Genomic DNA, 24,611 nt, shown 5'->3' on the forward strand with positions numbered 1-24,611 from the left:
AGTTGATCACCTGGGGGTTATTGCTGGTAGGGATCCAGGCTGTCGCGCAATCCGTCGCCGAGGAAATTGAATGCAAGCACAACAATGATGATCGGAAGCATGGGAATAGCGGTCCATGGGTAAATCTCGATCGAAGCAAGATTTTGCGCGTCGTTCAGCATGACGCCCCAACTAACGGCCGGGGCGCGCAAACCGAGGCCAAGGAACGAGAGCGCCGTTTCACCAAGGATCATCGCCGGGATCGACAGGGCAGCAGAGGCGATAAGATGTGACATGAAATTCGGCAGCAGGTGTTTGCGTATCACCCGCCCCGAGGACGCTCCCATCATTTCTGCAGCGCGGACGTATTCTTCTTCGCGCAGGGACAGGAACTTCGCTCTGACGGAGCGCGCCAGTCCGGGCCAGTCAAGAATGCCCAGAATGATTGAGATGACAAAGAACACCGCGACTGGCGACCAGTTGGATGGCACAGCGGCGGAGAGCGCCAGCCACAGCGGCAGTTCAGGCAGCGAGCGCAGGATTTCGATCATCCGGTTGATCATCCAGTCCAGCTTGCCGCCGAAGTATCCCGCGAGGGAGCCAAAGAATATCCCCAGCACAAAGGAGACGGTGATGCCAATCAGACCCACGGTGAGTGACAGCTGGGCGCCATAAAGAATACGGCTGAAGACATCCCGGCCCAGCCGGTCGGATCCCCAGATAAACAGAGTTGCGCCTTCGGGGGGGCAGAACAGATGGGTGTCGGAGGGGAACAGCCCGGCAATCTTGTAGGTTGCACCCTCGCAGAAGTATCGCAGCGGTTGCGGGTTTTCCAGATCTGGCTTGAAGACCCATTGAAAGGTTTCGAGATCCGCCTCCGAGGTCATCGGATAGATAAACGGCGCGCGCAGCTTGCCCTCATGGAACAGGTTTATGGATTGAGGCGGCGAGTAGATATGCTCGCTGTCGCGCTCATTCGGGCCGTAGGGTGCTATGAAGCCGATGACAGGAAGAAGCAGGTAGCAGACCAGCAGGAAGATACCCGAGGTGAGGCCCAGTTTGTGCGTTTTGAACTTGCGCCAGATCAACACCCAATTGGGGGCGTCGAGATCCTTGCGCTCCAGCTCTTGCAGGGCCGTATTGGGATCATAGGGCGTGGTATCGACGTAGCGATTGTCGGGTTGGGTGCTCATCGCTTGCGCTCCTCATAGCGGATGCGGGGATCGAGCATCACCAGCAAGACATCGGAAATCATGGTCCCGATCAGGGTGAGCAGTGCGACGAACATCAAGACGAACCCGCTCAGGAACATATCTTGTGTTTTGAGTGCGGTGAGTAGGGTAGGCCCAATGGTCTGCAGGCCCAGAACAACGGAGACCAGAACCGAGCCGGAGATCATGGCTGGCAGCAGGTTGCCAATGTCCGCAACAAAGGGGTTGAAGGCCACACGCAGCGGATATTTTGTCAACATCCGGGCCGGTGCCATCCCCTTTGCTATGGCGGTTTCCACATAGGGTTTGCCGAGTTCATCCAGCATATTGGCCCGCAGCCGCTGCATCATGGCCGAGGCGCCGGAGGTTCCGATCACGAAGGTTGGCACAATCAGGTGGATCAGAATGGATTTCACCTTTTCCCATGTCATCGGCTCTCCCTCATAGGCGGGATCCATCAGGCCACCGATTGGCAGATCGAAATATTTATGCCCATAATAGAACAGGATAAGCGCCAACAGAAAGTTCGGCGTTGCGAGCCCGAGGTATCCAACGAAGGCAGAGGTATAGTCGACCCAGGTGCGAGAGCGCGCTGCCGCCAGGACCCCCAGCGGAAGTGCAACGAGGTAGACGAACAGCACTGCTGCAACATTGACCAGAACGGTGAGCCAGAGGCTCTCGCCGACGATCTCGGCAACCGGGCGGTCAAATTCGAAAGACCAGCCAAAATTGCCCTGTATCATCCCGGAGAACCCATGCGGGCCGGGCATGAACCCCATCCAGATCATGTACTGCTGCCACAGCGGGCGATCCAGCGCATATTCCTTGCGAAGGAATTCCGCCTTGTCCACGCCGGACGACTGGCCGGAGGCTCGCAGCTCCGCGATCTGGTTGGACAGGTAGTCACCGGGGGGCAGGTTGATGATGACGAAGATCAGCACTGATACCACAAGCAGCGTCAGCAACATGGTTCCAAAGCGATAGATGGCGTAGCGCAGGATCTCCATCTGGTCGTGGTCCCTCAGCCTTTGCCGTCTTCGAAGAAGAACTCATCCGGGCGGTAGATGCCAAAATGGGCGCCCGGATCCCAGGCCCAGGTGCCTTTTGTCGGCACATTGCGCAGACGATTGCTGACAACAACAGGTTGCGGGGCCGCAGCGACCAGACCGATTGCATAGACTTCATCAGCGTGGATCTTCAGCATTTCCTGCCAGACCTTGGTGCGGGTTTCGTCCGTTGTTGCGGCTTCCCAGGCGTGCCAGAGTTCCATCAGTCGCTGGGCGGGTTCGAGGTCCGGTGCCTCCCCAACGTCACCTCCGGTCTGATGGTATTGGCCCCATTTCGGCCAAGACAGAAACACCTGATCGGTCGGTGCCAGATAAGCAGGCGAGGTATAGGTTTGCGGCAGCCCGTTGTCCCAGCCATACCAGACCGAGGCCATTGTGGTGCCGGAAAACACCCGGTTGCGCAGGATGTCTCGATCAAGGGGCCGCATCACCAGTTTGACGCCAACATCGCGCCAGTCATCGGAGATGATCTGTAGCGCGTTTTCTACCTCCTGACGTTCGCCGGCGGTCTCCACGACAAGTTCCATGGGGCGGCCATCGGGCAGTTTACGGATGCCATAGCTGTCACGCTCGCTCAGCCCGGCTTGGTCCAGAAGCTGGTTTGCCAGCTCGGGGTCATATTGAGCCCAGGCCTCGCGCAGGGCGGGATCAAAGAAGGGGCTGGCCTCAAGCACCGTCATCGCCCCCGGCTTTGCCAGTTTGAAATAGAGCGCCTTGTTGATGCCGGCCCGGTTGATCGCGACAGAGAGGGCCCGGCGTACGCGCGTGTCGCGCAGAACCTGGCGCCATTGGTCGTCGTTTACGTTGAGATTTGGATAGATGGCGATCTGAGAAGCAGTTCCATTGCCCCAGAGATAGGTCTTGTAGGCGGCGCCATCGCTCTCTCCCTTGCGCAGGATCGGAATATCGCGAAAGCCAAGTCCGCGGGCTTGCAGGTCCGCTTCGCCGGCATTGGTCTTGGCGGCGACCAGGCCGCCTGCCACGATTTCCATCTCGACCGTGTCGATATAGGGCAGCTGCACGCCCTTGCTGTCGACACGATGGTAATAAGGATTGCGCACGAAGAGATGCCGGATCTTCTTGCCCGAGGTTGCATTGATCCAAGGCTGCAAAGTCGGCAATTCGTGGTTGTCGAACTTATACATATTGTCGAGCTTGTTGTGCAGGGCGGCCCAGCTCTTGACCCGGGCATAGTCCACTTCCTCAGCGAGCTTTTCGGGGTCGGCGTAATCGGCATGAAACTGTTTCAGATAGGCCGATGGGCGATAGATGAAGGGCGGGCTGGCCTGCGCAAGACTGTGCAGGAAACTGGGATTGGGGGCAGCCCATTCGTAGATGATGGTTGTTTCATCAGGAAAACTGACGGTTGGCAGCGCCCCATCCACCCGCAGATAATCCGGGGCGCCAGTAGGGTTGAGCAGCAGGTTATTGGCGACGTCTTTCCACCAGTATTCAAAATCGGCAGAGGTGAAGGGATCACCATTTGACCAGCGGTGACCCGGACGCAGTTTCAAGGTGAAGCGGCGATTATCCTCAACCTCGAAATCCAGCAGGATGTCTGGCTGTAGCTGATAGGTCTCGTCATAGCCCGCCAGTCGGGCGTAGCCGTACACCACCATCTGCCGGATGTCCTTGGACCGCGTCACCATGGTGTTGAGCGTGCCGCCCTGGACCCCGAACTGACGGCCCTTGGCTTTCAGATCGACGATCAACGGGACCTCGGGCACTCGTTCGGCGACAGGCGGCAGGTCGCCGGATTGCACCTCCTGTTCCCAAAACCCGCTTTCGATCAGTTGTGCGGGCGTGGCGAGGGCAGTCGAGGCCATTGCCAGACTGAGGGCATGGGCCAGAACCGCGCCAGTTGCGAGGGTTTTCAGAGATGAGCGCAGATTAAACATGACAACGTACCTTATGTCCGGGCTCCACTTGTACCAAAGGCGGTGCCGTGATGCCGGAGAATTTGAAACGGTCTGGCCAGCTGTCGGGCGATCCGGCGCCCTGTGCTACCAATTTGAGATTGATCGGGCGCTTGATGCTCGGTTCCGGCTGCGCAGCAATCAGTGCCTTGGTGTATGGATGCTGAGGATTGTAAAACAGCGTTTCAGGCGGCGCCTGTTCTACCACCATACCACGGCGCATTACAGCGACCTCATCGGCGATGCGTGCCACCACAGCGAGGTCGTGGCTGATAAAGAGATAGGACAGCTGCTGCTGATCGCGGATGTCCTCCAGCAGTCGCAGGATCTGTTCCTGCACCGAGACGTCCAGGGCCGATGTCGGCTCGTCGCAGACGATCAGCGATGGATCGAGCATCAGCGCGCGGGCGATCGACAGGCGTTGGCGCTGACCGCCCGAGAACGCATGTGGATAGCGAAGCAGCATTTCAGGTTGCAGGCCCACCAGCCGCAACATCTCTTCGGCGCGATCCCGGCGGCTGCTGCGATTGCCCAAACCGTGGATCTCCAGCGGTTCCGTCATGGCATCCTGAACACGCATCCGCGGCGACAGCGATGAATAGGGGTCCTGAAACACCATCTGGGCGGCTCGTTGAAACGCCGTCCGGCTGCTGCGGTCCATGTCATGAACAGAAATCGGTGCGGCATCTGCTGCGGGTCTGAACAAGACTTCCCCGCCGGGGTCGGGGGCTTCGGCGCCAAGCGCAATACGTGCGGCTGTTGTCTTTCCCGAACCACTTTCGCCGACGATTGCCAGCGTCTTGCCGCGCGGGAGCGCTAGATTCAGCTCTTTGCAGGCATGAATAAGGGTGGGTGCAGACCAGCCTTTGCCAGCCCGCAACGCGTATGTCTTGGAAATGTTGCGCAGTTCAAGGATCAGATCGTCCTGCGGCACAGGGGAGACGGGTTCTGGTGTCTCGGGGATCTGCGGGGCCGCCCTGAACAAAGCCTGAGTGTAGGGATGCGCGGGCGCGCCAAGGACAGCTTCGGCACTGCCGGATTCCATGACGCGGCCTTTGTGCATGACGACGACTTGCTCTGCCATATTGGCGACAACACCCAGATCGTGGGTCACCAGGATCATCGCCATGCCGGTATCGCGCTGGAGGTCTTTCATCAGGCCCAGTACCTGTGCCTGGGTGGTTACGTCCAGCGCCGTCGTCGGTTCGTCCGCGATCAAAAGATCAGGCTTGGCGACCATCGCCATCGCAATCATCGCGCGCTGACGCATCCCGCCGGACAGCTCAAAAGGATAGGATTTATAGGTGCGCTCAGGATCCGGGAAGCCCACCCGTTCAAAACAGGTCAAGACCTCGCGCTTGGCGGCGCTTTCGCTCTTGCCACCATGCAGCCAGAGTACTTCGGCAACCTGATTGCCGATCCTGTGCAGTGGCGAAAGAGAGCGCATCGGCTCCTGAAAGATCATTGCGATTTCATTGCCGCGAACGTCTCGCATCTGCCGCTCGCCCAGCGTGCGCAGATCCCGTTCGCCACCGCCGTTGGCGCCACGCCACAAGATCCGGCCCTGCCTGATCTGCGCGGCCTTCGGCAGGATCCGCAGGACAGCACGACAGGTCACGGTTTTGCCCGAGCCGCTTTCTCCGACAAGCGCAACGGTTTCACCTGTGGAGACGGAAAAATTCACGTCTCTCACAACCGGGTCACCCTGGCCAAATCCGATACTGAGGTTCTCGACAGACAGCAGAGGCGTCATTTAGCCTAAGCCGCCAAGCCGTTGCGGCGCTTGCATAGCGGTTCCATATCCCCTGTTTTTTTCGCCCACTGTCGCGCGCCACTGGGGCAATAGTCAAATCCCATTTCCATACCCTAAAGATTGATGCCAAAAAATTGAGTGCGCGCGAGCAGCCCAGGTTCGTGCAAAAGCGCAGAGACGCATAGCTTCCGGATGCTACACATTCGCGACAATCTCTGTCACAGCTGTCGCAACTTGCGGCCTTAGTGCTGCCACGGTCATCTAAGGGAGAATGTCATGAACGCGCAGAATACCACCACACGGCTTGATCTGTTTATCGACCGGATGGTGTCGCAGCGGGCCTGTCTGGATGCGGCTATTGCGCAGACCGCGGGCCGGACAGAGCCGGTGTTTGAACTGGGGTTAGGCAATGGCCGTACCTTTCACCACATGCGCGAACGCATTCGTGATCGTGACGTCTATGTGTTCGAGCGCGCCGTCGCCTCGCATCCCGACAGCACGCCAGCGGAACATCTGACCATCCTTGGTGACGTTCGTGAAACACTGCCCGCAGCCGCAGACCGGTTTTCGGGAGGCGCCAGCCTGATCCACGCCGACCTGGGCGGGCATGACCGCGAAAAGAACGACGCCTTCGCGAGGATGATCTCGCCTCTGGTCGAGCCGCTTCTGGCGGTGGGCGGCCTTATGGTGTCCTCAGACCGGATGTATTTCGACTCGCTGGTGGAACAGCCTTTGCCAGCGGGGGCGGTTCCGGGGCGGTGTTTCATCTATTGCCGTGTGAGCTGATCCGCGCGTGTCAGCTGCGGTTGCGACGTCGGGTTTGACTGGCGCCGTGGCCTTCCGGCGACCTAGGCTGCTTGAGACGTTCCGAAACGCAGATGAGAGGCCGCACTATGATATTTTACGATTGCAGCACCGCCCCCAACCCCAGACGAGCGCGGATGTTCATCGCAGAAAAGGGGCTGGAGATCGAGACGCGCGACATTTCGATTGCAAAGGGCGAACAATTGTCTGAGGCGTTTCGGGCGGTCAATCCGCAGGCGACGCTGCCGGTTCTGGTGACGGATGACGGGCTGACCTTGACTGAGAACCTGGGGATTGCGGCCTATCTGGAGGCGCTCCACCCGGAACCGCCGTTGATGGGGCGCACTCCGGCGGAAAAAGGGCAAGTCTTGATGTGGCATGCGATAGTAGAGGCGCAGGGCGGACTGCCGATCGCCGACGCGCTGCGAAACAGCCACCCGGCCTTTGCCCACCGGGCCATTCCCGGCCCCGAAAATCATGCTCAGATTCCAGAGTTGGCAGAACGAGGTCTTGCCCGAACTGCGAGGTTTTTCGATCTGCTGGAGGCGCGCTTGCAGCAAAGCGTCTTTGTCGCTTTGGACGATCTGACCCTGGCCGACATTGCCGCCTTTGTTTTTGTCGACTTCGCCCGGGTCATCAAGATGCGTATCCCGGCAGACAATACTGCGACCCGCGCGTGGTACGATAGGATCGCCGAGCGCCCAAGCGCCCGATTGTGAGAACACTTGTAGGACCGGATGGACAGCCTGTACAAACAGCGGCAAGTTGTGCGGTCAGATCATTCGTGTCGTCTGCGGCCCGCCCGCCGAGGTTTCAATCCAAGTATTCAGAGGTCAGCCATGGCTGAAAAACCGATCCTGCACCGCGATGATCCCGAAGCCATCCCATTGGTTGGCAACGTCAAGGTCACGCGTGCAGATTGGCTGAATGTGGCAATGGATGTGCTGATTACCGACGGGGTCGAGCAGGTCAAGGTGCTTGCGCTGGCGGAACGCATGGGGGTTTCTCGGTCTTCGTTCTATTGGTATTTCAAGTCACGGCAGGATCTGTTGGACGCGCTGCTGACCAATTGGGAACAGACCAATACGGTTGGCCTGATGGGGCAGGCTGAAGCTGCGGCAGAGACCATTACCGCCGCTGTCCTGAATGTGTTTCGCTGTACGGCGAACCCGCAGTTGTTCAACACGGCTCTTGATTTCGCGATACGGGACTGGGCGCGCAGATCCGGCCATGTGCGCAATATTCTGGACATGTCGGATGCCCGCAGGATCGATGCGTTGACCTCGATGTTTCGGCGCTATGATTACCCTGAACGCGATGCAGAAACGCGGGCCAAAGTGCTCTATTACATGCAGCTGGGCTACGACATGGCGGGCCTTAATGAGCCGTACGAGCAGCGGCTCAGCATGACGGGGGCTTATCTGGAGGTCTTTACCGGCCAGTCGGCCAGCCCCGCAGAGCTGGCCGAATTTGCGGAATACGCCAAACAGTACTGGCGCCCCTGAGACGCGGTCTCACATCGCAGTGAGCAGATTGTCGACGTCGGCCCTGGTCTTTTCGGCGGCGGCCATGCGCACCGGTCCGTATCCACGGATATCCATCGGTGCAGTCAGCACGGACAGCCATTTGTCGTGATCCTCTGCTGTATAGCGTACGGCGGCCTGCTGGAGGATGCCCTGATACCAGCTGAGCAGATCACGGTGCAGACGTGCCTCTTCGTGATGACCGAAGGGGTTCCAGCGATGGGCTCTCAGGCGGCGTCCCTTCGCCAGAAGGCGGAGTGCCGGACGCATCCAGCCGCCGAACTGGATTTTGCGGGGCCGGCCCCGCGCATCGGTTTTGCGGCTGAGGAGAGGCGGGGCAAGGTGATAGTTCACCTGAAAGTCGCCCTCAAATTCGGTTTCGAGCTGATGCGTAAAACGATCGTCGCTCAGAAGGCGGGCCACTTCGAATTCGTCCTTGTAGGCCATCAGTTTGAACAGCGATCTTGCGGCCGCCTTGACCAGCTCTTCAGACCGATCCGCAGGAAGGGCATCGCGCAGGGTTTCCAGCTGGGCAGTATAAGATTGTGCATAGGCAACATCCTGATAGCCGGTCAGAAACGTGGCACGGCGGTCAATCAGCTCGGCCAGGGTTTCTGTGCGCGCCTCCTCTTCGGAGTAGAGATCTGACAGGCGCGCCGGATCATGAGCGAAGGCCCGCCCGATGGCCAGGGCCAGGCGGTTCTTCTCGATCGCAACACCGTTCAAGACAATAGCCTGATCAAGGGCGACGAGGCTGACCGGAACCAGTCCCTTTTGCCAGGCAAAGCCCAGCATCATGACATTGGCCAGAACGGCATCGCCAAGCAGAGTTTCTGCCGCTTCATTCGCGTTGAAGCCCGACAGGTTGTCGGCGCCGATGACATCGGCGATGGATTTTTCGCGCAGAGCGGCCATCAAGTCGGCATCACGGCGCAGGACCAGATCGCCTGTGGGCATTTCGGCGCGGTTCAGCACCATTTTCGTGCCCTCGCGATAGTGGGCTGACGCTTTCGGAGCGGAACTGACCACCACGTCGCAACCGATTACCGCATCTGCCGCACTTTGGTCGATACGCACCTGATGCAGCGCGTCCGGTGCATTTGAAAGGCGGATGTAGCCGAGTACGGTGCCGAACTTCTGTGCGAAGCCGGTAAAGTCCAGGACGCTGGCGCCTTTCCCTTCCAGATGCGCGGCCATAGTGATCAGAGCACCTACCGTGACGACGCCCGTACCGCCGACACCGGTCACCAGAAGATCGAACGGATCCTCCAGCGATGGCAAAGCAGGCATAGGTAGGCCAGCGGTCAGCGTACCAATGTCCAAAGCGGCAATTTCTTTCTTGCGCCGCGTTGCACCTTCCACGGTTACGAAGCTTGGGCAGAAACCATTCAGGCAGGAGAAATCCTTGTTGCAGCTTGAAAGGTTGATCTTGCGTTTTCGGCCAAAGGGGGTCTCTTTCGGCTCGACACTCAGGCAGTTGGATTCCACCGAACAATCGCCGCAGCCCTCACAAACCAGATCATTGATAAAGGCAAACCGCTTTGGATCCTCCATTGTGCCACGCTTGCGGCGGCGGCGTTTTTCGGTGGCGCAGGTCTGTTCGTAAATCAAGACGGTAACGCCGGGGATCTCCCGCAGCTCGCGTTGGACGGTGTCCATTTCGGCACGGTCGTGAAAACTGGTGCCCGCAGGGAAATCGGAGGAGGAGAACTTGCCGATCTCATCGGACACCAGCGCAATCCGGTCGACGCCTTCTGCGCGGCAGGTCTGGGCGATGCCTGAGACACTGACCGGTCCATCCACCGGCTGGCCGCCGGTCATCGCGACCGCATCATTATAGAGGATTTTATAAGTGATATTTGTGCCCGCAGCGACCGCCTGACGGATTGCCAGAGAGCCGGAGTGATACCAGGTGCCCTCGCCAAGGTTCTGGAACACATGCTTGCCGCCGTTGAATTTCGAGGCAACTGTCCAGGGCACCCCTTCGCCTCCCATCTGGGCATAACCGGCCGTGTCGCGGTCCATCCAGCTGGCCATGACATGGCAGCCAATTCCCGAGTTGGCCTTGCTGCCTTCAGGCAGTTTAGTGGAGGTGTTATGAGGGCAGCCCGAACAGAAATAGGGGGTGCGGGTGGCACCGGGGATATTCAGCAACTGAGGGGGCTTGGCGGTCAGGCTATCTGCCCGCTCCAACAGGTTTTCCTCTGGGAAGAACCGGTTCAGGCGTTCCGCCACGATCGGCACCAGCTGCAAAGGCGACAGCTCACCTGTCCAGGGGATCAGCGGGTTGCCCTGACTGTCATGTTTGCCGACCATCCGTTCCGGTTTGTCGCCTGGCCAGTCGTAGAAATATTCCTTGAACTGGCTCTCGATGATGCCGCGTTTTTCCTCGACTACCAGAACTTCCTGTTTGCCTTTTACAAAACGCAGCGCCTCGGTGCGGGCTAGGGGCCAAACCATCCCAACCTTGTAGATATCAATACCGAGACGTTTGCAGGCGGCGGCATCAAGTCCGAGCAGGCGCAGCGCCTCCATCAGGTCCAGATGTCCCTTGCCAGTGGTGACAAAGCCGAATTTTGCCTCCGGCAGATCGTAGATCCGCGTATCAATCGGATTTGCCTCGGCGAAGGCACGCACCGCACGCAGCTTGGCGTGGATCCGGGTCTCGATCTCCGGCGAGGGCAGGTCTGATCTGCGGATGTGCAGCCCGCCTGGATAATCGGGCAGTTCGGGGTAGGAGAAAGCGCGGTCCGGGCGCAGGTCCACGGAGCGTGCGCTTTCCACGGTTTCCGAGACGGCTTTGAACCCCACCCAGGTGCCCGAATAGCGCGACAGCGCAAAGCCGTATTCGCCAAACTGCAGGAATTCCCCGACATCGGCCGGGTTCAGGACCGGCATGAACCAGGACATGAAGGCCACGTCGGACTGATGTGGCATTGAGGAGCTGACGCAACCATGGTCATCGCCGGCAACGACCAGAACGCCGCCCTTCTCGGATGAGCCATAGGCGTTGCCGTGCTTCAGCGCATCGCCGGACCTGTCGACCCCCGGTCCCTTGCCATACCACATGGAGAACACGCCCTCGACCTCGCAGTGAGGGTCAAGAATGGCCTGCTGCGCGCCCAAGACGGCGGTTGCGCCCAGATCTTCGTTCACTGCGGGCATGAAGGTGATGTTATTGGCGTCCATGCGTGTGCGGCTGCGCCAGAATTCCAGATCAACGCCGCCCAGCGGAGAGCCGCGATAGCCGGATACAAAGCCTGCGGTATTCAATCCGGCCGATCTGTCGCGCCGTGCCTGATCCAGCATCACGCGCGCCAGTGCCTGGGTGCCGGTCAGAAAGACGCGGCCCGTCGTCATCTCATACCGGTCATCCAGCTGGTAACTGCGAAAATCGTGGCTGAGCTGGGTCATTGGAGTATCCCTTGCAATGATACGATCATATGCGCGAAATGATAATCCACATTGTCTGGATATTCTTGCCAGATTACCTCTGTTTTACTCCATTCATGAATGATATTTCCATGTGATGTAAGAATTTGGATGATTTTACCATGGATGATGATCTCACCCTTGATGATCGGGACCGTCGGATCCTGACGCTGCTGCAACAGGATGCGCGGATGTCGAATGCGGATCTGGCAGAGGCGGTGGGGATGTCAGCTTCGGCGTTGTGGCGGCGGGTGCGCGCACTGGAGGAGGCGGGTGTCATTGAGCGCTATGGCGCGGTGGTGAACGCGGCGGCTATGGGGCTGGGATTTCACGCGATTGTCCATGTGCAGCTGACCCGTCACGACCGCGAAAAGCTGGCGGACTTCATCAAGGCGGTTGAGACCAGCCGTCTGGTTCAGGAATGCTATGCCACCACGGGGCAGTCGGATTACCACCTGCGGGTATTGGCGCCTGATCTTGACGCCTACAATCGGTTTCTTGAGGAGTTTCTGTTCCGCCTGCCTGCGGTTGCCAGTGCGCAAACAAACGTGGTGCTGCGGACCATCAAGCGCGACGAACCTGTCACGCGCTGAGCTTTGTCCCGGCGCCAACAGCTTAGGTCGCGCTGCTTCGGCTTTCAGCCGAAACTGACATGCGCCCAGGCAGCTGCCATCGCAAGATAGGTGAGTTGGTGTAAGGCCTGGTCGGTGCCCATCGCGCGCCAGTAGACAGCCATATTCGGTGCCAGTTCCTTGCGTTTGGAATAGCAGGCCTTGCAATAGTCGATGTTGAAATGTGCCACCCATTCCAGCGCGCAGATGATCAAGATGAAGCCAACCGGAGCCCCCATGATAACAAAGGCAATAATGGATCCCATCACATGCACCCCCGCATGTTGTGCCCGTCCGGCATGCAGATATTCACTACGACCCGAGAGCATCTTGGGTGTTTGCAGGTAGAAATCCGCAAACATGTGTTTGATCTGAAGCAGGCAAAGCAATCCCAAAAGGGATGCGAGGTGGTCTGTCAAAGCAATGGCCCCGTTTTGTGTCGCGCGCTGAAAGCTTACGTATTTTTTCGAAACAGGCAAATGGCCTGTGGCACTAATCGCCACGACGCTCCGTCATCTGGATAGGCTTTGGGCAAGGTCAGCTGGATTGAACCGGACGACACGGCGTGCGACGTCCGTCTTGCCATTGCCTGCAACTGGCAATCCGGGCTAGGCATATCGGGATCAGTTTCCGTAACATTTTCCATTTCGGAGCCGTCCCATAGAACGCACTCTTTTTCGGTTTATCTGGAACTACTCAAAGCGCGACCAACTGGTTCTGTTGGTGGTCACGGCCTGCCTGTTTCCACTTCTCTATCTCACTCTGGAACTGCCAAAACGCATCATCAACGATGCTATCGGGGCGCAGAGCTCCACGATTGACCTGCTTGGGTACGAGTTGAACCAGCTGCATTATCTCTGGCTTCTCTGCGGTGGATTTCTTCTGGCGGTTCTCGCGCATGGTCTGCTGAAAATGCGCATCAACACGATGAAGGGGGTTCTGGCCGAGCGGATGCTGCGGCGGTTTCGCTATCGGTTGATCTCGCGTGTTGTGCGGTTCCCACAGCCGTATTTCGAGCGGGTAAGCCAGGGCGAACTGGTGTCTATGATCACCTCGGAAAGTGAGCCGATGGGGGGGTTGATGGGGGATGCGGTCAGCCAGCCGGTGCTACAGGCCGGTCAGATGCTGACGATCCTCTATTTTCTGTTCATGCAGAGTGTCTGGTTCGGTCTGGCGGCGGTTGCGCTAATTCCCTTGCAGGGCTGGTTGATCCCGATGTTGCAGCGGCAAATCAACCTGTTGAACAAGAAGCGTATTCATCAGATCCGCGCTTTGGCCTCCGAGATCGGCGAAAGCGCCGCTGGCGCATCTACCCTACGTCTGAACGGCGGTTGGCGTTACCGGATGGCTGTGATCACGGATCGGCTCGGATGGCTCTATGACATCCGGTTTGCGATCTATCAGAAAAAATTCTTCATGAAGTTTCTCAACAACTTCATTACCCAGCTGACACCGTTCCTGTTCTATGCAGTTGGCGGCTATCTGGTGCTTGAAGGCAAGGTCTCGCTCGGTGCACTGGTTGCAGCCCTTGCCGCCTACAAGGACTTGGCATCGCCCTGGAAGGAACTTCTGGCCTATTACAACCAGACGCAGGATATGGCGTTGCGCTGGGATGTGATCCTGGAGAGATTTGACCCGCCCGGCATGGTCGATGAGGCCTTGATGACGGGCGCTCCCGAGGATTTGAAACGGCTTCGGGGCGATATCGTCGTGGAGGGGGTCAACGTCCGCGATGCGGATGGCAATCTTGTTCTGGAAGATCTCAATGCCCGCTTCCCGGCAGGCAAGGTGATCGGGGTTGCCGCGCCCTCGGAGGAGGATCGCCGTGCGTTGGCGGGATTGTTGACCCGCGAATTGCTGCCTTCGGCGGGCAAGGTCTGTATCGATGACCAGAACATGCGTGACATTCATCAGGCGGTGATCGCTGCCCGCATCGGTCATGCCACGTCCCGCCCGGTGCTGTTTCAAGGCTCTTTTGGCGACAATGTGATGATGCCGATCAGGCAGCGGCCGCTTGGTACCGCGCAGGACCTGCGGCGCTATGATGTGGCGCAGCGTGCGGGTAACAGCCCAGATCCACTGGACGCCTCCTGGCTGGACCCGAGCCTGGCCGGGTTCTCCAGCGAGGCGGAGCTGCGCGACTGGTGGCTGCGGTTGGTGTCGGGGATCGGGTCCGATACCGCCCTGTTCCGTCGTGGCGTCGAACAGCGTTTTGATGCCAAGAGTCATTCAGAATTGGCGCATCAGCTGGTCGAACTGCGGCCAAAGGTGCAGCAGGCGGTTACCAAGGCGGGCCTGGAACAATACGTGCACTTTCTGGCGGCAGATCGGTACAATCCGGCCCTGCCGGTGGCGGAGAACCTTCTCTATGCAACCACGCAAGCGCGGATCACCGAAGACGTCCTGAGGCAACAGAATGATTTTCTGGATCAACTCAGGGCACTCGATCTTGACGTCGATCTCGTCGCGCTCAGCCGTGACGTGGTGGAAATGCTGCGGCAAATCTTTGGCATTGACGGTACCGATCATCCGCTCTTCCGCAAGCTTGGGCTGGAGGCTTCGGCCTATGAGGGGGCGCTGGCGCTGGTCGACAAGACCCGGAACGATGGCGTCTCTACGCTGAGCCATGAAGAACTTGCGCGGTTACTTATCGTGCCTTTCAGCATCTCTGCCGAACAAATCGGTGCTGCGTTCAGCGATGAGATAGAAGAGCGCATTCTTGCGTTCCGCCAAAGCCACTCCAAGCAGTTGATGGCGACGCTGGGTGATATTTTCGAGCCGCTTGATGAGGCGGCCTTTGCTCCGGGTCTGACGGTGCTCGAGAATGCCCTGTTCGGCAAGATTTCCGATAGCGCCGGCGGGCGAGCCGAGGAGGTGCAGAAGCTGGTCTCAGAGGTTCTTGTCGAGAACGGCGTGCGTGATCGGGTTGTTGAGCTGATTTTTGATCTGCCGATTGCGATAGGCGGGCAGGGGCTTGCAGCCAGCTTTGCCGAGCCGCTTGCCTTCTCGCGCGCTTCGATCAAGCGCCCGGATATCCTGATCCTAGACGCTGCAATGGCGAGCTACGATCTGGATACACGCATCGCCATTCACAAGAACCTGCGCCATCTTTTGCCAGAGACGACGCTGATCTATCTGGGCAGCAGTTTTGAAAGCCCGGATGTCTTCGACAGTTATTATGAGCTTCGCCAGGGCCGGTTGGTGAGTGACACCCCCGCTGCGGATGCGGTCAGTGATGGTGCGGGCAGTGCTGATCTTGCACGGAAACTACGGGCGCTTGAGCAAACGGAGCTGTTCTCCGAGCTCAACCGTCGCCAGCTCCGGCTTCTTGCCTTTGGGGCGCGCTGGTATACCGCCAAGGCTGGTGACACGGTGTTTCTCAAGGACGATGAAGCGAGTGACGGCGCTTATATGATTCTGGAGGGCGAAGCGGGCCTATATCTGCCGCAGGAAGGTGATGACAGCCGTCTCGTAGCCAAGGTCGGTGCCGGTCGTCTGGTTGGCGAACTGGGATTGATCCGGAAGGAACCCAGGGCGCTGAGCATGATTGCCGAAAGCGAGCTGACGTGTTTGCGGATCGGTGAGGAGGAGTTCCTCGCAGTTGTCGAGAACGATGCCGCAACGGCTTTCAAACTGTTGCAGGTGGTTGCTGGCTACGTGTCGAGCTAGCGCGGCCGAGACTTGTGGCAGGGCAAGCGCAGGCCGGATGGTCAGACAGGCGGCGCGCATGCGCGACAGGGTCGAAATCCTACTGCGACGGGTAGTTCTGTTATTTGGTTTTGGGCGGCGCGCCGCCGACAAAACTGTTACCATCGGCGTAGTTGCAGGGGGCGTCTTGCATATTGAGGTGCAAATCGTCTCCCTCGAATGGATGGGCGCGGGCGAGATCTTCGTCTACCTCGATACCAAGGCCGGGGGCGTCCGAGGGGATGACGAACCCAGCTTCGATCGTGATGCTCTGCTTGATCAACGACATGTGGAACGGCGTTTCAATGGTCTCGATCATCAGAAGGTTGGGGATCGACGCTGCCAACTGGATATTGGCAGCCCATTCCACCGGACCGGCGTAGAGATGCGGGGCCATTTGGGCACCAAAAACCTCGGCGATGGCCGCAATCTTCTTGACCTCCCAGATGCCACCTGCCCGCCCCAATGCGGGTTGCAGGATTTCGGCCGCGCCAGCGCGCAGCACAGCGGCAAACTCAGCCTTGGTGGTCAGTCGTTCTCCGGTGGCAACGGGAATGCGCACCCGTTCAGCGACACGGGCCATATCCGCGACCAAATCGGGGGGGGTCGGCTCCTCGAACCATAAGGGACTATAGGGTTCAAGAGCCTGCCCCAACCGAATGGCGCCGGCGGGCGTGAACTGGCCATGGGTTCCGAATAGCAGGTCGGCACGATCTCCCACAGCCTCACGGATCGCTCGGCAGAAGGCGACGGATTTCGTGATGTCAGATTGTGCCGGCATATGCCCGCCGCGCATCGTATAGGGACCGGCGGGGTCGAATTTGATCGCTGTATATCCGTTCTCCACAGCTGAAATGGCGGATTCAGCTGCCAGCTCGGGGCTGTTCCAGAACGCATCCATGTCGTGATGGGGTTGCGGATAGAGATAAGTATAGGCGCGCAGCCGCTCGTTCATTCGCCCGCCGATAAGTGCGTGAACCGGACGATTGCGATCCTTTCCGAGAATGTCCCAACAGGCGATTTCCAGTCCTGAGAATGCGCCCATGACGCTGAGGTCGGGCCGCTGGGTGAAACCTGACGAGTACGCCCGTCGGAACATCCATTCGATGTTTTCTGGCGATTGTTCCAGCATGTGGCGGTCAAATACATCACGGATCACGTGGCTCATCGCGTCTGGGCCGATCGAGGCCGCGTAGCATTCGCCCCAGCCGATGATGCCGGTATCGGTGGTCAGTTTGACGAGGATCCAATAGCGCCCTCCCCAGCCGGGCGCGGGTGGGGCTGTGACGATGATGTCGAGGTCTTGCAGTTTCATGTCATTTCCTCGTGGCTACTGAACGGTTTATTGGTCGAAAACGATGATGTTGCGGCGCGCCGAGCCCGTCTTGGTGTCTGCGATCGCTGCATTAATCTCTTCAAGCCGCCACCGGCCGGAGATCAGCTCGTCCAGCTTCAAACGTCCTTGTTTGTAGAGGTCTACCATCCATGGAATATCGCGCTGGATAACGACGTCGCCCATTTTCGACCCGATCATGCCCTGACCTATAGCCGCCATGATCACGGGTTCGTAGCTGGCTTTCGCGCCGGAATGGGGCATGCCGATCATCACCATGCGCCCACCGACACCGAGATACCTTGTGGCCTGATCGTAGGCGGGGATCGCACCAACGGTGACCAGGACGACATCTGCACCGCGACCGCCAAGCGCTTTGTAGGCTGCCTTCCAAGGGGCATCCAGACTGCCGAGAACCGTATGGGTGGCCCCGAACTCTTCGGCAATGGCCAGCTTGTCCTCGCTGAGGTCGACAGCGACGATGCGGCGGGCGCCGGCGATACGGGCGCCCTGAATCGCATTGAGGCCGACACCGCCTGCACCAATCACCACAACATCCTGGCCTGCGCGCAGCTGGGCGGCGTTCACCGCAGCGCCGACACCGGTGATCACGCCGCAGGACAGAAGTGCGGCAACGTCTTTACCCAGATCTGCCGGAATTTTCACAATCTGGCGTTGGTCAACCACCACCCGCTCTGCAAATGCACCGCAGGCCATGGCCTGCATCAGGGGGGAACCTGCAAGGGTTTTCAGCGGGCCATTGATAGCATCATAGGGGGTCTCGCACAGCGTTGGAGCGCCCCCTGCACAGCTGGGACAGCTGCCGCAGGAGCGGATCAGGGTCACGACCACGCTGTCGCCTTCGGCGAAGCCATGAACATGCTCGCCAACGGCGCTGATCACGCCGGCAGCCTCGTGACCATAGACAGCGGGCAGGAAACCGCCCCAGGCACCCTCCGCATAGGAGATATCACTGTGGCAGATTGCGACGGCATCCAGTGTGACCTCCACTTCACCGCTACGCGGCGCGGCAAGCTGGACATCCTCGATCACAAGCGGGCTGCCGAACTGATGGCATACGGCTGCTTTAACGATAGGCATGTCGCGTCTCTCCCCTTTTAGTGGTCACGGTGGACCGGGGGAAGCGAGCCCGCAAGCCCGAAACCGTCTGTGACGCGTCGTATCTTGAAGACGAATTGGCGCAGGGGGCAGGGAAACGGTTGCGCCGATCACCGCCGGGTCAGGAGGGATTTCGTCTGGCTTGCAGGGCGGTGACGCTTCTCGCAAATTGCTGTGCTTCTTCCGGGGCAGAGCCAAGTTGCCGTGCTGCGTCAAAGATCGCGGTGTGATCAAGCTCTGGATAATGCGCGACCGTGATCTCCTGCAACGACTTTCCGTCTTGGGCGGCCTTGGCACAGAGCTCCTTGACCATCGCCTGCGCCTCACCGCGCCGCATATGCTCAGCCAGAGCAAAGCTCAACGCTTCGGCATGAATGGTACCGTTGGCAGCGTTCAGATTGTGCCGCATGCGGTCGACATCCGGTGTCAGCCCCCGGGTCATGGAATTGGCAATCCGCACGGCACTGGCGGCGCAGAAAACGGTCTGCGGCAGGCTTAACCATTCGCCGAACCAGCTTGTGCCGTCCCGTTGGTGCTGATGACCAGCAGAATGATGCAGGGCCGAGAGCTGGGCGTTTGCCTGCGACGTCAGCGCAACCAATGCGGAGGCGCCTACCGGGTTTTGCTTCTGTGGCATTGTGGATGAGGCGCCGCGACTGCTGATCGCAATCTCATCAATACCACTCTGACGGAGGGCGAGGCAGTCAGTACCCAGTTTGCCCAATGCAACGCAGACCCGGGTAAACCAATCGGCAATACGTAAGACCGGCGTGCGGTCGGTATGCCAGCTGCGACCCGGATCGGCGAGCGACAGACCGGCGGCCAGTTCTGCGCGCAGCTCCGCAACCCGTGGGCCAAGCGCGCCAGAGGTGCCCGCGGCGCCTGAAAGTGACACCAGCAGACAGCTGTCGCGCAACCTTGGCAATTCGTCCAACAGCCCAAGCAGGGGCTGTCCCCAGGCGGCCACGACAGCGCCAAAACTTGTTGGCGTGGCCAGCTGGCCGTAGGTGCGTGCGGCCATCGGCAGGCTGGCATGGGCTTCAGCCAAATCGGAGAGCTGGGCCAGCAGCGCCATCAGATCTCCTTCCACCGCCGCAAGCGCCTGTCGCAGGCGTAGCATCAGCGCGCTGTCCATGATGTCCTGCGAGGTTGCGCCCCAATGAACATACTGTGCATGTTCCGGCGCGCTCATCTCGCTCCGCAGCGCTGCGACCAGACCTGGAACCGGCACGCCGTTCTGCCCAGCCGCGGCAGCCAGTGCCCCAGGATCAAGAGCGACCTCCATCACGGCGCGTCCGATCGCGGCGGCGCTGTCTTCGGGGATAATGCCGACTTTGCCCTGCGCCTTCGCTAGAGCACCTTCGACCAGTAGCATGGCACGGATTTCAGCACTGTCTGAAAACAGCCGGGAGACATCTCCGGCAGGAAAAAGCGCGGCATAGAGCTGACTGTCAAAAAGAGAAGCGGCCATCAGAGATCTTTCACTATGGTTGCCATCACCGTTGCCAGTTGATCGGGCGCGGCAAAGAACGGCGAATGTGACGTGTCGAGATTTTTTATCCGATCAGTGGGCCAATCCGCCACCATTTCTGCCTGATATTCTGGCGGGATGACGCGATCTTGGGTGCATCGAATATAGGCTTTTGGTGTCGCGGCCCATTGTGGACCCAGTTTCACGGGCGTGTCTTGCGGCCTGATCGGCTGCGGTGCCAGTCGCGACAGCGCATAGTCCACCACTGACCTCGGGCAATCGTGGTATAGCAGATCCGGTGCGGCTTCGGGGTCGAAACAGTAGCTTTGCCCGTCCGCGGTTTTCAAAACCTTGCCGATGAGCGGTTGGCTTGGGCCGCGTTTGCGCATGTCGATCATCGACAGGCCATTCCGGGGGACATAGGCGCAAAGGTAAATCAATCCACGCAGCGGTGGGCCGATATCGGCTGCGGCTGACATCGGGTAGCCGGCCCAGGAATGGCCCACAACGATAGTCTCTGATCGCGCGGCGTCGCGGACAGCGGCTACGGTTTCCTCCAAAGTGACAGCGACTGGATCGCACCCCCGCGCGTTGCCGCCTATACGAGGGCCGGGAAGGTCGATGGTTCGCGCGTTGATCCCGCGTGCTTCCAGTTGAGGCAGGACGTCGCGCCAGCACCACGAACCGTGGCAGGAGCCGTGGACCAGCAGCAGATCAGTCAATATGCCCGAGCTCCTTCAGGAAGGTCACCAAACGGTCAGCAAAGATATCGGGCTGTTCGACACAGGGAAGATGTCCGGCTCGGCGGATCAGCTCGAACCTTGATCCGGGGATTAAATCCACCGTTTCGCGAACCAGATCTGCCGGCGTTGCACCATCATCCGATCCCGCGATGCCCAAGGTTGGCAGGCGCAGGCCGCTGGTTGGGGTGTAAAAATCAGTTCCGGCGATGGCCGCGCAGCAGCCGATATAGCCTTCGACCGATTGCCCAAGCAGCTGGGCGCGCCAATGGGCCAGCTCCGGGGACCTGTAGAAGGCCGGAGCAAACCAGTTCTGCATGATCGTGTCGGCGACCGCATCAAGCCCATCCTGCTTGATCGCATCAATGCGCTGTTGCCATTTGGCGGCGGTGCCAATCTTGGCCGCCGTATTCGAGAGCACCAGTCCGCGTATCAGATCCAGCCGCTTGACGGCCAGCCCCTGCGCGATCATCCCGCCGATCGACAAACCAACAAAAATACAGTCCCGCACCCCCAGATGATCCAGCAGACGCTCGGCATCGCGTACCAGAGCGCCCATCGAATAGGGAGCGGGCGTGGCCGACGTGCCGCCATGGCCGCGCAGGTCATAGCGAATGATGCGCAGCGACGGCGGCAAGCGCGTCACCACGTCGTCCCAGACATGCAGATCGGTGCCGAGGGAATTGGCGAACACCAGCGTCGGGCCGTCAGGCGGTCCATCCAATTGATAGTTCACCCGGATGTCACCCAGATCTGCAAGCGGCATGGAACTCCTCCTGAGCTTATTCGATGCGCTTCCCTAGCCTGCGTGTTTCAGGACGTAAACCCGATCCTAGCACCGCCATGCGGCTGGATCGCGGCTCTATTCGGCAGTCTCGAGCCGCATATGGGCCATGATTTGCCCATGGTCGGAGGCCAGCTTGTTATAAGGCGCTTCGGGGTGGCTGCCATCAGTAAGGTGGTCGTTGAAGACGCTGAAATATTGCATTTCGCCGATGGCCCCTGTCCATCCGGGATCAAAATGGCGGGACATATAGATCTGATCGATGCTCTGGTGCACGCCTCCGAATGTGGTGGTGTATACCACGTCACGGAGAGATTTCTTGAGAAACAGCTTTTCCGCCGAACGCAGGCGAACCCGGTCGATCATCTCCCGGATCTGACGGTCTTCGTCCGGATTGTAGCGATCTCCCGAGTGGCGAGCGTCATGCCGCAGCATCCAGGAGTAGTTGCGAAACGGTGTCTCGCCGCTGATGATTTCAGAGCTGACAGCATCCTCGCCATCATTGAAGTCTCCCAGGACCATGACCGGCCGGTCCTGTTCCAGCTCGTCCAGGATGGCGCGGCGCAGAACCCAGGCCTCGGCCATACGCCGCAGAGCTGCCCGCAACGCGCCCATGGCCCGCCCACTGGCATCATAAGCCGTGAGCACGGTTTCGGGCGCATAAGGCGCCCCAAGTGGTGTTATGAACTCGCCCAGTTTCGATTTCAGGTGGCAGTTGAATACGCTGATGATCTGGTTCGCGACGGGAATGCGGGCCTTCATGATCGGTCGAGACAGCCGTCGCAGCGTGTAGTAGCCTGCGTCATCCTCGCCGCCCAGGCAGGCCATCGGGATATCCAGCGGCAGCGGCAGGTCCTGAATAATCTCGACCGGTTCCACAAAACCTGTACGTGACAGAATCGCGAGACCGGGGCGACGCTTGCCCGGAGTGTCGTGGTCATTCGTATTGGCAGCATAGGCCAGCTTGGCATCGGTATAGGGCGTATAGACCAGTTTGCGGAATATGGCCTTGCGGTGATAGCGTTTGGAGCGATCGGGCAGGGTCGCGGCGTTTACCTGTTTGCCACGCCGATCGGTTTCGGCGACCACCTCGCGCAGCGTCGCCTCATCGAAGATTTCCTGAAACCCCACGATATCGGCATCGAGCGTCAGCAGCTGATCGGCCAACCAATCGGATTTCCAAGCATATTCCTCGGGCGTGTAGCTTTGAAACCTGTAGTATTCTTGATCGGGACCAATCAGGTTCTTCACATTGAAGGAGGCGATAGTGAACTCGGTCATAGGGGCACTCCAGGGGCGAAGGGCACCGGATCGACCGGTGCGAGTGTGAAGCCTATCCGAACTTTTGTAGCGCTTCGGCAAAAATGGCGGGGTCGACATTACCACCGGTCGCAATGGCAATCGCGCTCGATCCGTTGAGGTGGTCTGCGTGAAACAATGCTGCCGCCAGCGAGACAGCACCGCCAGGCTCCAGCACGATTTTGAGCCTCGAATAGGCCAGCGCCATGGCGTGCATGGCCTCGTCTTCGCTGACAGCAATTCCGGAACCGCAGAGCCGTGACAGGATCGGGAAGGTGATTTCGCCGGGTGCAGGCGTGAGAATAGCGTCACAGAGTGAGCCGGCCGTGGTCTCATTGCGACAGATCCGCCCGGCGGCCAGTGACCTGGCAACGTCATCGAACCCCTGCGGTTCGCAGGGGCGAACCCGCATTTTTGGCGCAGCTTGTTCCAGCGCCAGGGCAACACCCGAAGTCAAACCACCACCGCCGCAGCAGACCAGAACATCCGCCTCGGTCACGTCTTGTTCAGCAGCCTGTCGGGCGATTTCCAGACCAACTGTGCCCTGACCGGCGATGACCTCGTTGTCGTCGTAGGGCTTGATCAGGGTGAGGCCGCGAGTCTCTGCCAGCTCTGCCCCAATGGCATCACGATTATCGGTGGCGCGATTGAACAGCACCACCTCTGCGCCGAGCGCACGGGTGTTGGCGATCTTAATTCTTGGGGCGTCCTGCGGCATCAGGATCACGGCGGGTGTGCCATGGGCGGCCGCCGCTGCGGCCACACCCTGCGCATGATTGCCACTTGAATAAGCAAGCACGCCTTTCTTGCGCTGATCCTGGCTGAGCGCAGACAGCGCGGCCCAGCCCCCCCGGAACTTGAACGATCCGGTATGTTGCAGGCACTCGGCCTTGATCAGTACCCGGCGACCCGCGATGTCGTCCAGAAAGGGGGAGGAGAGCAACGGCGTTTCGCGGGCGTGGCCCCGCAGGCGCTCCGCAGCGGCACTGATTGCGGCAAAGGATGTCATTGGGCGACCTCGAGAATTCGGTGGATAAGGGCAAGTGCTTTGGGTTCGTCCAGAAACGGGACATGGCCGCGATCCTGCACTTCCATGGCGATCAGGTCCGGCAGACGGCGCTGCATGTTCTCATAGGTCTCAGCCGTCAGAATGTCGGAGTTCGCGCCTCGGATCACGCCGCAGGGCAGACCTTCAAGTGATTGAAACAACGGCCAGAGATCCGGCGCTGGCCCCGCTGCAGCCTGCGCCAAGAGAGCTTCACGCAACCGGGCGTCATAGCGCAGCGCCAAACCCGTCCGGGTCTGCGTGTAAAAAACCTCGGCTTCTTCGCGCCAGCGTGTCATCGGCACATCGGGAAACGCTGGCGCCATATGGGTCGCAAGCGCCGAGGCGGCTTCTTCGTGGGTTTTGGCTGCCGGACGATATCCGACATAGGCCATAATCCGGGTGATCCCATCTGCCGGAATTTCTGGCCCGACATCGTTCAGGATGACACCGGCCAATCGCTCCTTGTGTAGAGCGGCCAGTGCCATCGCCACCAACCCGCCACGCGAGGTGCCGAGCAGCGTCACGCGATCAATGCCCAGATGGTCCAGCAGCTCGATCACATCCTGCGCCTCGCGCGGGACCGAATAGCTATGGATATCGTCTGCATATTGAGACCGGCCCCGACCCCGGGCGTCCAGGGTGATCAGGCGATGGCCATGAATATGCGGCCGCAGGTAGCGAAAGTCCTGCCCGTCGCGTGTGAGCCCTGCCAGGCACAATAGGGGTGGGCGGGAAATGGCTGTTGTCTGGGGGCCGAAGTCTGGATCGTCATAGGCCAGCTCCAGCCCGTCAGAGCTGGTAAAATATGAGAGTGCGCGTGGCGTGTTCAGCACG

General features: G+C 59.6%; 19 protein-coding genes. 5 read left to right on the forward strand and 14 right to left on the reverse strand.

The annotated features are described in order from the left end of the window. Positions 1-17: 17 nt before the first annotated feature. From VXL81_RS11355 to VXL81_RS11370, 4 genes are read right to left on the reverse strand one after another with little or no spacing between them, the layout of a single operon-like run. Complete coding sequence (locus VXL81_RS11355; protein WP_416536500.1) at positions 18-1,172, reverse strand: ABC transporter permease; 1,155 nt, start codon at positions 1,170-1,172, stop codon at positions 18-20. Further along, positions 1,169-2,197, reverse strand: coding sequence for an ABC transporter permease (locus tag VXL81_RS11360; protein ID WP_340544391.1), 1,029 nt, complete (start codon positions 2,195-2,197; stop codon positions 1,169-1,171). Before VXL81_RS11360 ends, VXL81_RS11355 begins: the two co-directional genes overlap by 4 nt. Positions 2,198-2,211: 14 nt before the next feature. Then, positions 2,212-4,155, reverse strand: coding sequence for an ABC transporter substrate-binding protein (locus VXL81_RS11365; RefSeq protein WP_416554304.1), 1,944 nt, complete (start codon positions 4,153-4,155; stop codon positions 2,212-2,214). Next, positions 4,148-5,926 (reverse strand): dipeptide ABC transporter ATP-binding protein, encoded by a 1,779-nt coding sequence (locus VXL81_RS11370; RefSeq protein ID WP_416554306.1) that lies wholly within the window; start codon positions 5,924-5,926, stop codon positions 4,148-4,150. Before VXL81_RS11370 ends, VXL81_RS11365 begins: the two co-directional genes overlap by 8 nt. A 276-nt stretch (positions 5,927-6,202) precedes the next feature. On the opposite strand from VXL81_RS11370, the gene VXL81_RS11375 reads away from it, so the two are divergent. The 3 genes from VXL81_RS11375 (at position 6,203) to VXL81_RS11385 (ending at position 8,235) form a co-directional block, all read left to right on the forward strand. Next, a complete protein-coding gene (locus VXL81_RS11375) occupies positions 6,203-6,712 on the forward strand; it encodes a class I SAM-dependent methyltransferase (RefSeq protein WP_416537232.1) in 510 nt (169 codons plus the stop codon). Positions 6,713-6,819: 107 nt separating this feature from the next. Beyond that, complete coding sequence (locus VXL81_RS11380) at positions 6,820-7,449, forward strand: glutathione S-transferase family protein (protein ID WP_416554308.1); 630 nt, start codon at positions 6,820-6,822, stop codon at positions 7,447-7,449. 120 nt (positions 7,450-7,569) lie between these two features. Next, positions 7,570-8,235, forward strand: coding sequence for a TetR/AcrR family transcriptional regulator (locus VXL81_RS11385; RefSeq protein WP_340544397.1), 666 nt, complete (start codon positions 7,570-7,572; stop codon positions 8,233-8,235). A gap of 9 nt (positions 8,236-8,244) precedes the next feature. Here VXL81_RS11385 and VXL81_RS11390 read toward each other — a convergent pair whose 3' ends face one another. Then, a complete protein-coding gene (locus VXL81_RS11390; RefSeq protein WP_416554310.1) occupies positions 8,245-11,667 on the reverse strand; it encodes an indolepyruvate ferredoxin oxidoreductase family protein in 3,423 nt (1,140 codons plus the stop codon). Between the two features lie 140 nt (positions 11,668-11,807). Between VXL81_RS11390 and VXL81_RS11395 the strand changes: the two genes are divergently transcribed. Further along, complete coding sequence (locus VXL81_RS11395) at positions 11,808-12,278, forward strand: Lrp/AsnC family transcriptional regulator (protein ID WP_340544400.1); 471 nt, start codon at positions 11,808-11,810, stop codon at positions 12,276-12,278. A 44-nt stretch (positions 12,279-12,322) separates the two neighbouring features. Here VXL81_RS11395 and VXL81_RS11400 read toward each other — a convergent pair whose 3' ends face one another. Then, entirely contained in the window at positions 12,323-12,715 is a 393-nt protein-coding gene (locus tag VXL81_RS11400; protein ID WP_416554356.1) for a DUF3307 domain-containing protein, read from the reverse strand. A gap of 292 nt (positions 12,716-13,007) precedes the next feature. Between VXL81_RS11400 and VXL81_RS11405 the strand changes: the two genes are divergently transcribed. Further along, a complete protein-coding gene (locus VXL81_RS11405; protein ID WP_416536548.1) occupies positions 13,008-15,965 on the forward strand; it encodes an ABC transporter transmembrane domain-containing protein in 2,958 nt (985 codons plus the stop codon). Between the two features lie 100 nt (positions 15,966-16,065). Here VXL81_RS11405 and VXL81_RS11410 read toward each other — a convergent pair whose 3' ends face one another. From VXL81_RS11410 to VXL81_RS11445, 8 genes are all read right to left on the reverse strand, one after another. Further along, positions 16,066-17,298, reverse strand: a complete 1,233-nt coding sequence (locus VXL81_RS11410) for a mandelate racemase/muconate lactonizing enzyme family protein (protein WP_416554312.1) — start codon at positions 17,296-17,298, stop codon at positions 16,066-16,068. Between the two features lie 27 nt (positions 17,299-17,325). After that, on the reverse strand, positions 17,326-18,417 hold the full coding sequence (locus VXL81_RS11415; RefSeq protein WP_416537236.1) for a zinc-binding dehydrogenase: 1,092 nt from the start codon (positions 18,415-18,417) through the stop codon (positions 17,326-17,328). A gap of 139 nt (positions 18,418-18,556) precedes the next feature. Beyond that, positions 18,557-19,906, reverse strand: a complete 1,350-nt coding sequence (locus VXL81_RS11420) for a class-II fumarase/aspartase family protein (protein WP_416554314.1) — start codon at positions 19,904-19,906, stop codon at positions 18,557-18,559. Then, positions 19,906-20,628 carry an alpha/beta fold hydrolase gene (locus VXL81_RS11425; RefSeq protein WP_416554316.1) on the reverse strand — a complete coding sequence of 241 codons (723 nt, stop codon included), beginning with the start codon at positions 20,626-20,628 and terminating at the stop codon, positions 19,906-19,908. Before VXL81_RS11425 ends, VXL81_RS11420 begins: the two co-directional genes overlap by 1 nt. Continuing rightward, positions 20,621-21,412, reverse strand: coding sequence for a 3-oxoadipate enol-lactonase (pcaD, locus tag VXL81_RS11430; protein ID WP_416554318.1), 792 nt, complete (start codon positions 21,410-21,412; stop codon positions 20,621-20,623). Before pcaD ends, VXL81_RS11425 begins: the two co-directional genes overlap by 8 nt. 96 nt (positions 21,413-21,508) lie before the next feature. Next, the gene (locus VXL81_RS11435; protein WP_416554320.1) at positions 21,509-22,711 is read right to left on the reverse strand and encodes an endonuclease/exonuclease/phosphatase family protein; all 1,203 of its coding nucleotides are present in this window, start codon (positions 22,709-22,711) and stop codon (positions 21,509-21,511) included. Between the two features lie 52 nt (positions 22,712-22,763). Further along, positions 22,764-23,738: a threonine ammonia-lyase gene (locus tag VXL81_RS11440; protein WP_416554322.1), complete on the reverse strand. Its 975-nt coding sequence runs from the start codon at positions 23,736-23,738 to the stop codon at positions 22,764-22,766. Continuing rightward, positions 23,735-24,607, reverse strand: a complete 873-nt coding sequence (locus tag VXL81_RS11445; RefSeq protein WP_416540806.1) for an alpha/beta fold hydrolase — start codon at positions 24,605-24,607, stop codon at positions 23,735-23,737. The genes VXL81_RS11440 and VXL81_RS11445 overlap by 4 nt, the downstream gene beginning before the upstream one ends. Positions 24,608-24,611 lie beyond the last annotated feature (4 nt).

The organism is Phaeobacter sp. JH204B, assembly GCF_048055755.1.
In the GTDB taxonomy this organism is placed as follows: Bacteria; Pseudomonadota; Alphaproteobacteria; order Rhodobacterales; family Rhodobacteraceae; genus Phaeobacter; species Phaeobacter bryozoorum.

Coding starts and splice junctions, on each gene's coding strand:
- VXL81_RS11355 (WP_416536500.1), bottom strand. CDS start 1,172: ATGAGCACCCAACCCGACAATCGCTACGTCGATACCACGCCCTATGAT.
- VXL81_RS11360 (WP_340544391.1), bottom strand. CDS start 2,197: ATGGAGATCCTGCGCTACGCCATCTATCGCTTTGGAACCATGTTGCTG.
- VXL81_RS11365 (WP_416554304.1), bottom strand. CDS start 4,155: ATGTTTAATCTGCGCTCATCTCTGAAAACCCTCGCAACTGGCGCGGTT.
- VXL81_RS11370 (WP_416554306.1), bottom strand. CDS start 5,926: ATGACGCCTCTGCTGTCTGTCGAGAACCTCAGTATCGGATTTGGCCAG.
- VXL81_RS11375 (WP_416537232.1), top strand. CDS start 6,203: ATGAACGCGCAGAATACCACCACACGGCTTGATCTGTTTATCGACCGG.
- VXL81_RS11380 (WP_416554308.1), top strand. CDS start 6,820: ATGATATTTTACGATTGCAGCACCGCCCCCAACCCCAGACGAGCGCGG.
- VXL81_RS11385 (WP_340544397.1), top strand. CDS start 7,570: ATGGCTGAAAAACCGATCCTGCACCGCGATGATCCCGAAGCCATCCCA.
- VXL81_RS11390 (WP_416554310.1), bottom strand. CDS start 11,667: ATGACCCAGCTCAGCCACGATTTTCGCAGTTACCAGCTGGATGACCGG.
- VXL81_RS11395 (WP_340544400.1), top strand. CDS start 11,808: ATGGATGATGATCTCACCCTTGATGATCGGGACCGTCGGATCCTGACG.
- VXL81_RS11410 (WP_416554312.1), bottom strand. CDS start 17,298: ATGAAACTGCAAGACCTCGACATCATCGTCACAGCCCCACCCGCGCCC.
- VXL81_RS11415 (WP_416537236.1), bottom strand. CDS start 18,417: ATGCCTATCGTTAAAGCAGCCGTATGCCATCAGTTCGGCAGCCCGCTT.
- VXL81_RS11420 (WP_416554314.1), bottom strand. CDS start 19,906: ATGGCCGCTTCTCTTTTTGACAGTCAGCTCTATGCCGCGCTTTTTCCT.
- pcaD (WP_416554318.1), bottom strand. CDS start 21,412: ATGCCGCTTGCAGATCTGGGTGACATCCGGGTGAACTATCAATTGGAT.
- VXL81_RS11435 (WP_416554320.1), bottom strand. CDS start 22,711: ATGACCGAGTTCACTATCGCCTCCTTCAATGTGAAGAACCTGATTGGT.
- VXL81_RS11440 (WP_416554322.1), bottom strand. CDS start 23,738: ATGACATCCTTTGCCGCAATCAGTGCCGCTGCGGAGCGCCTGCGGGGC.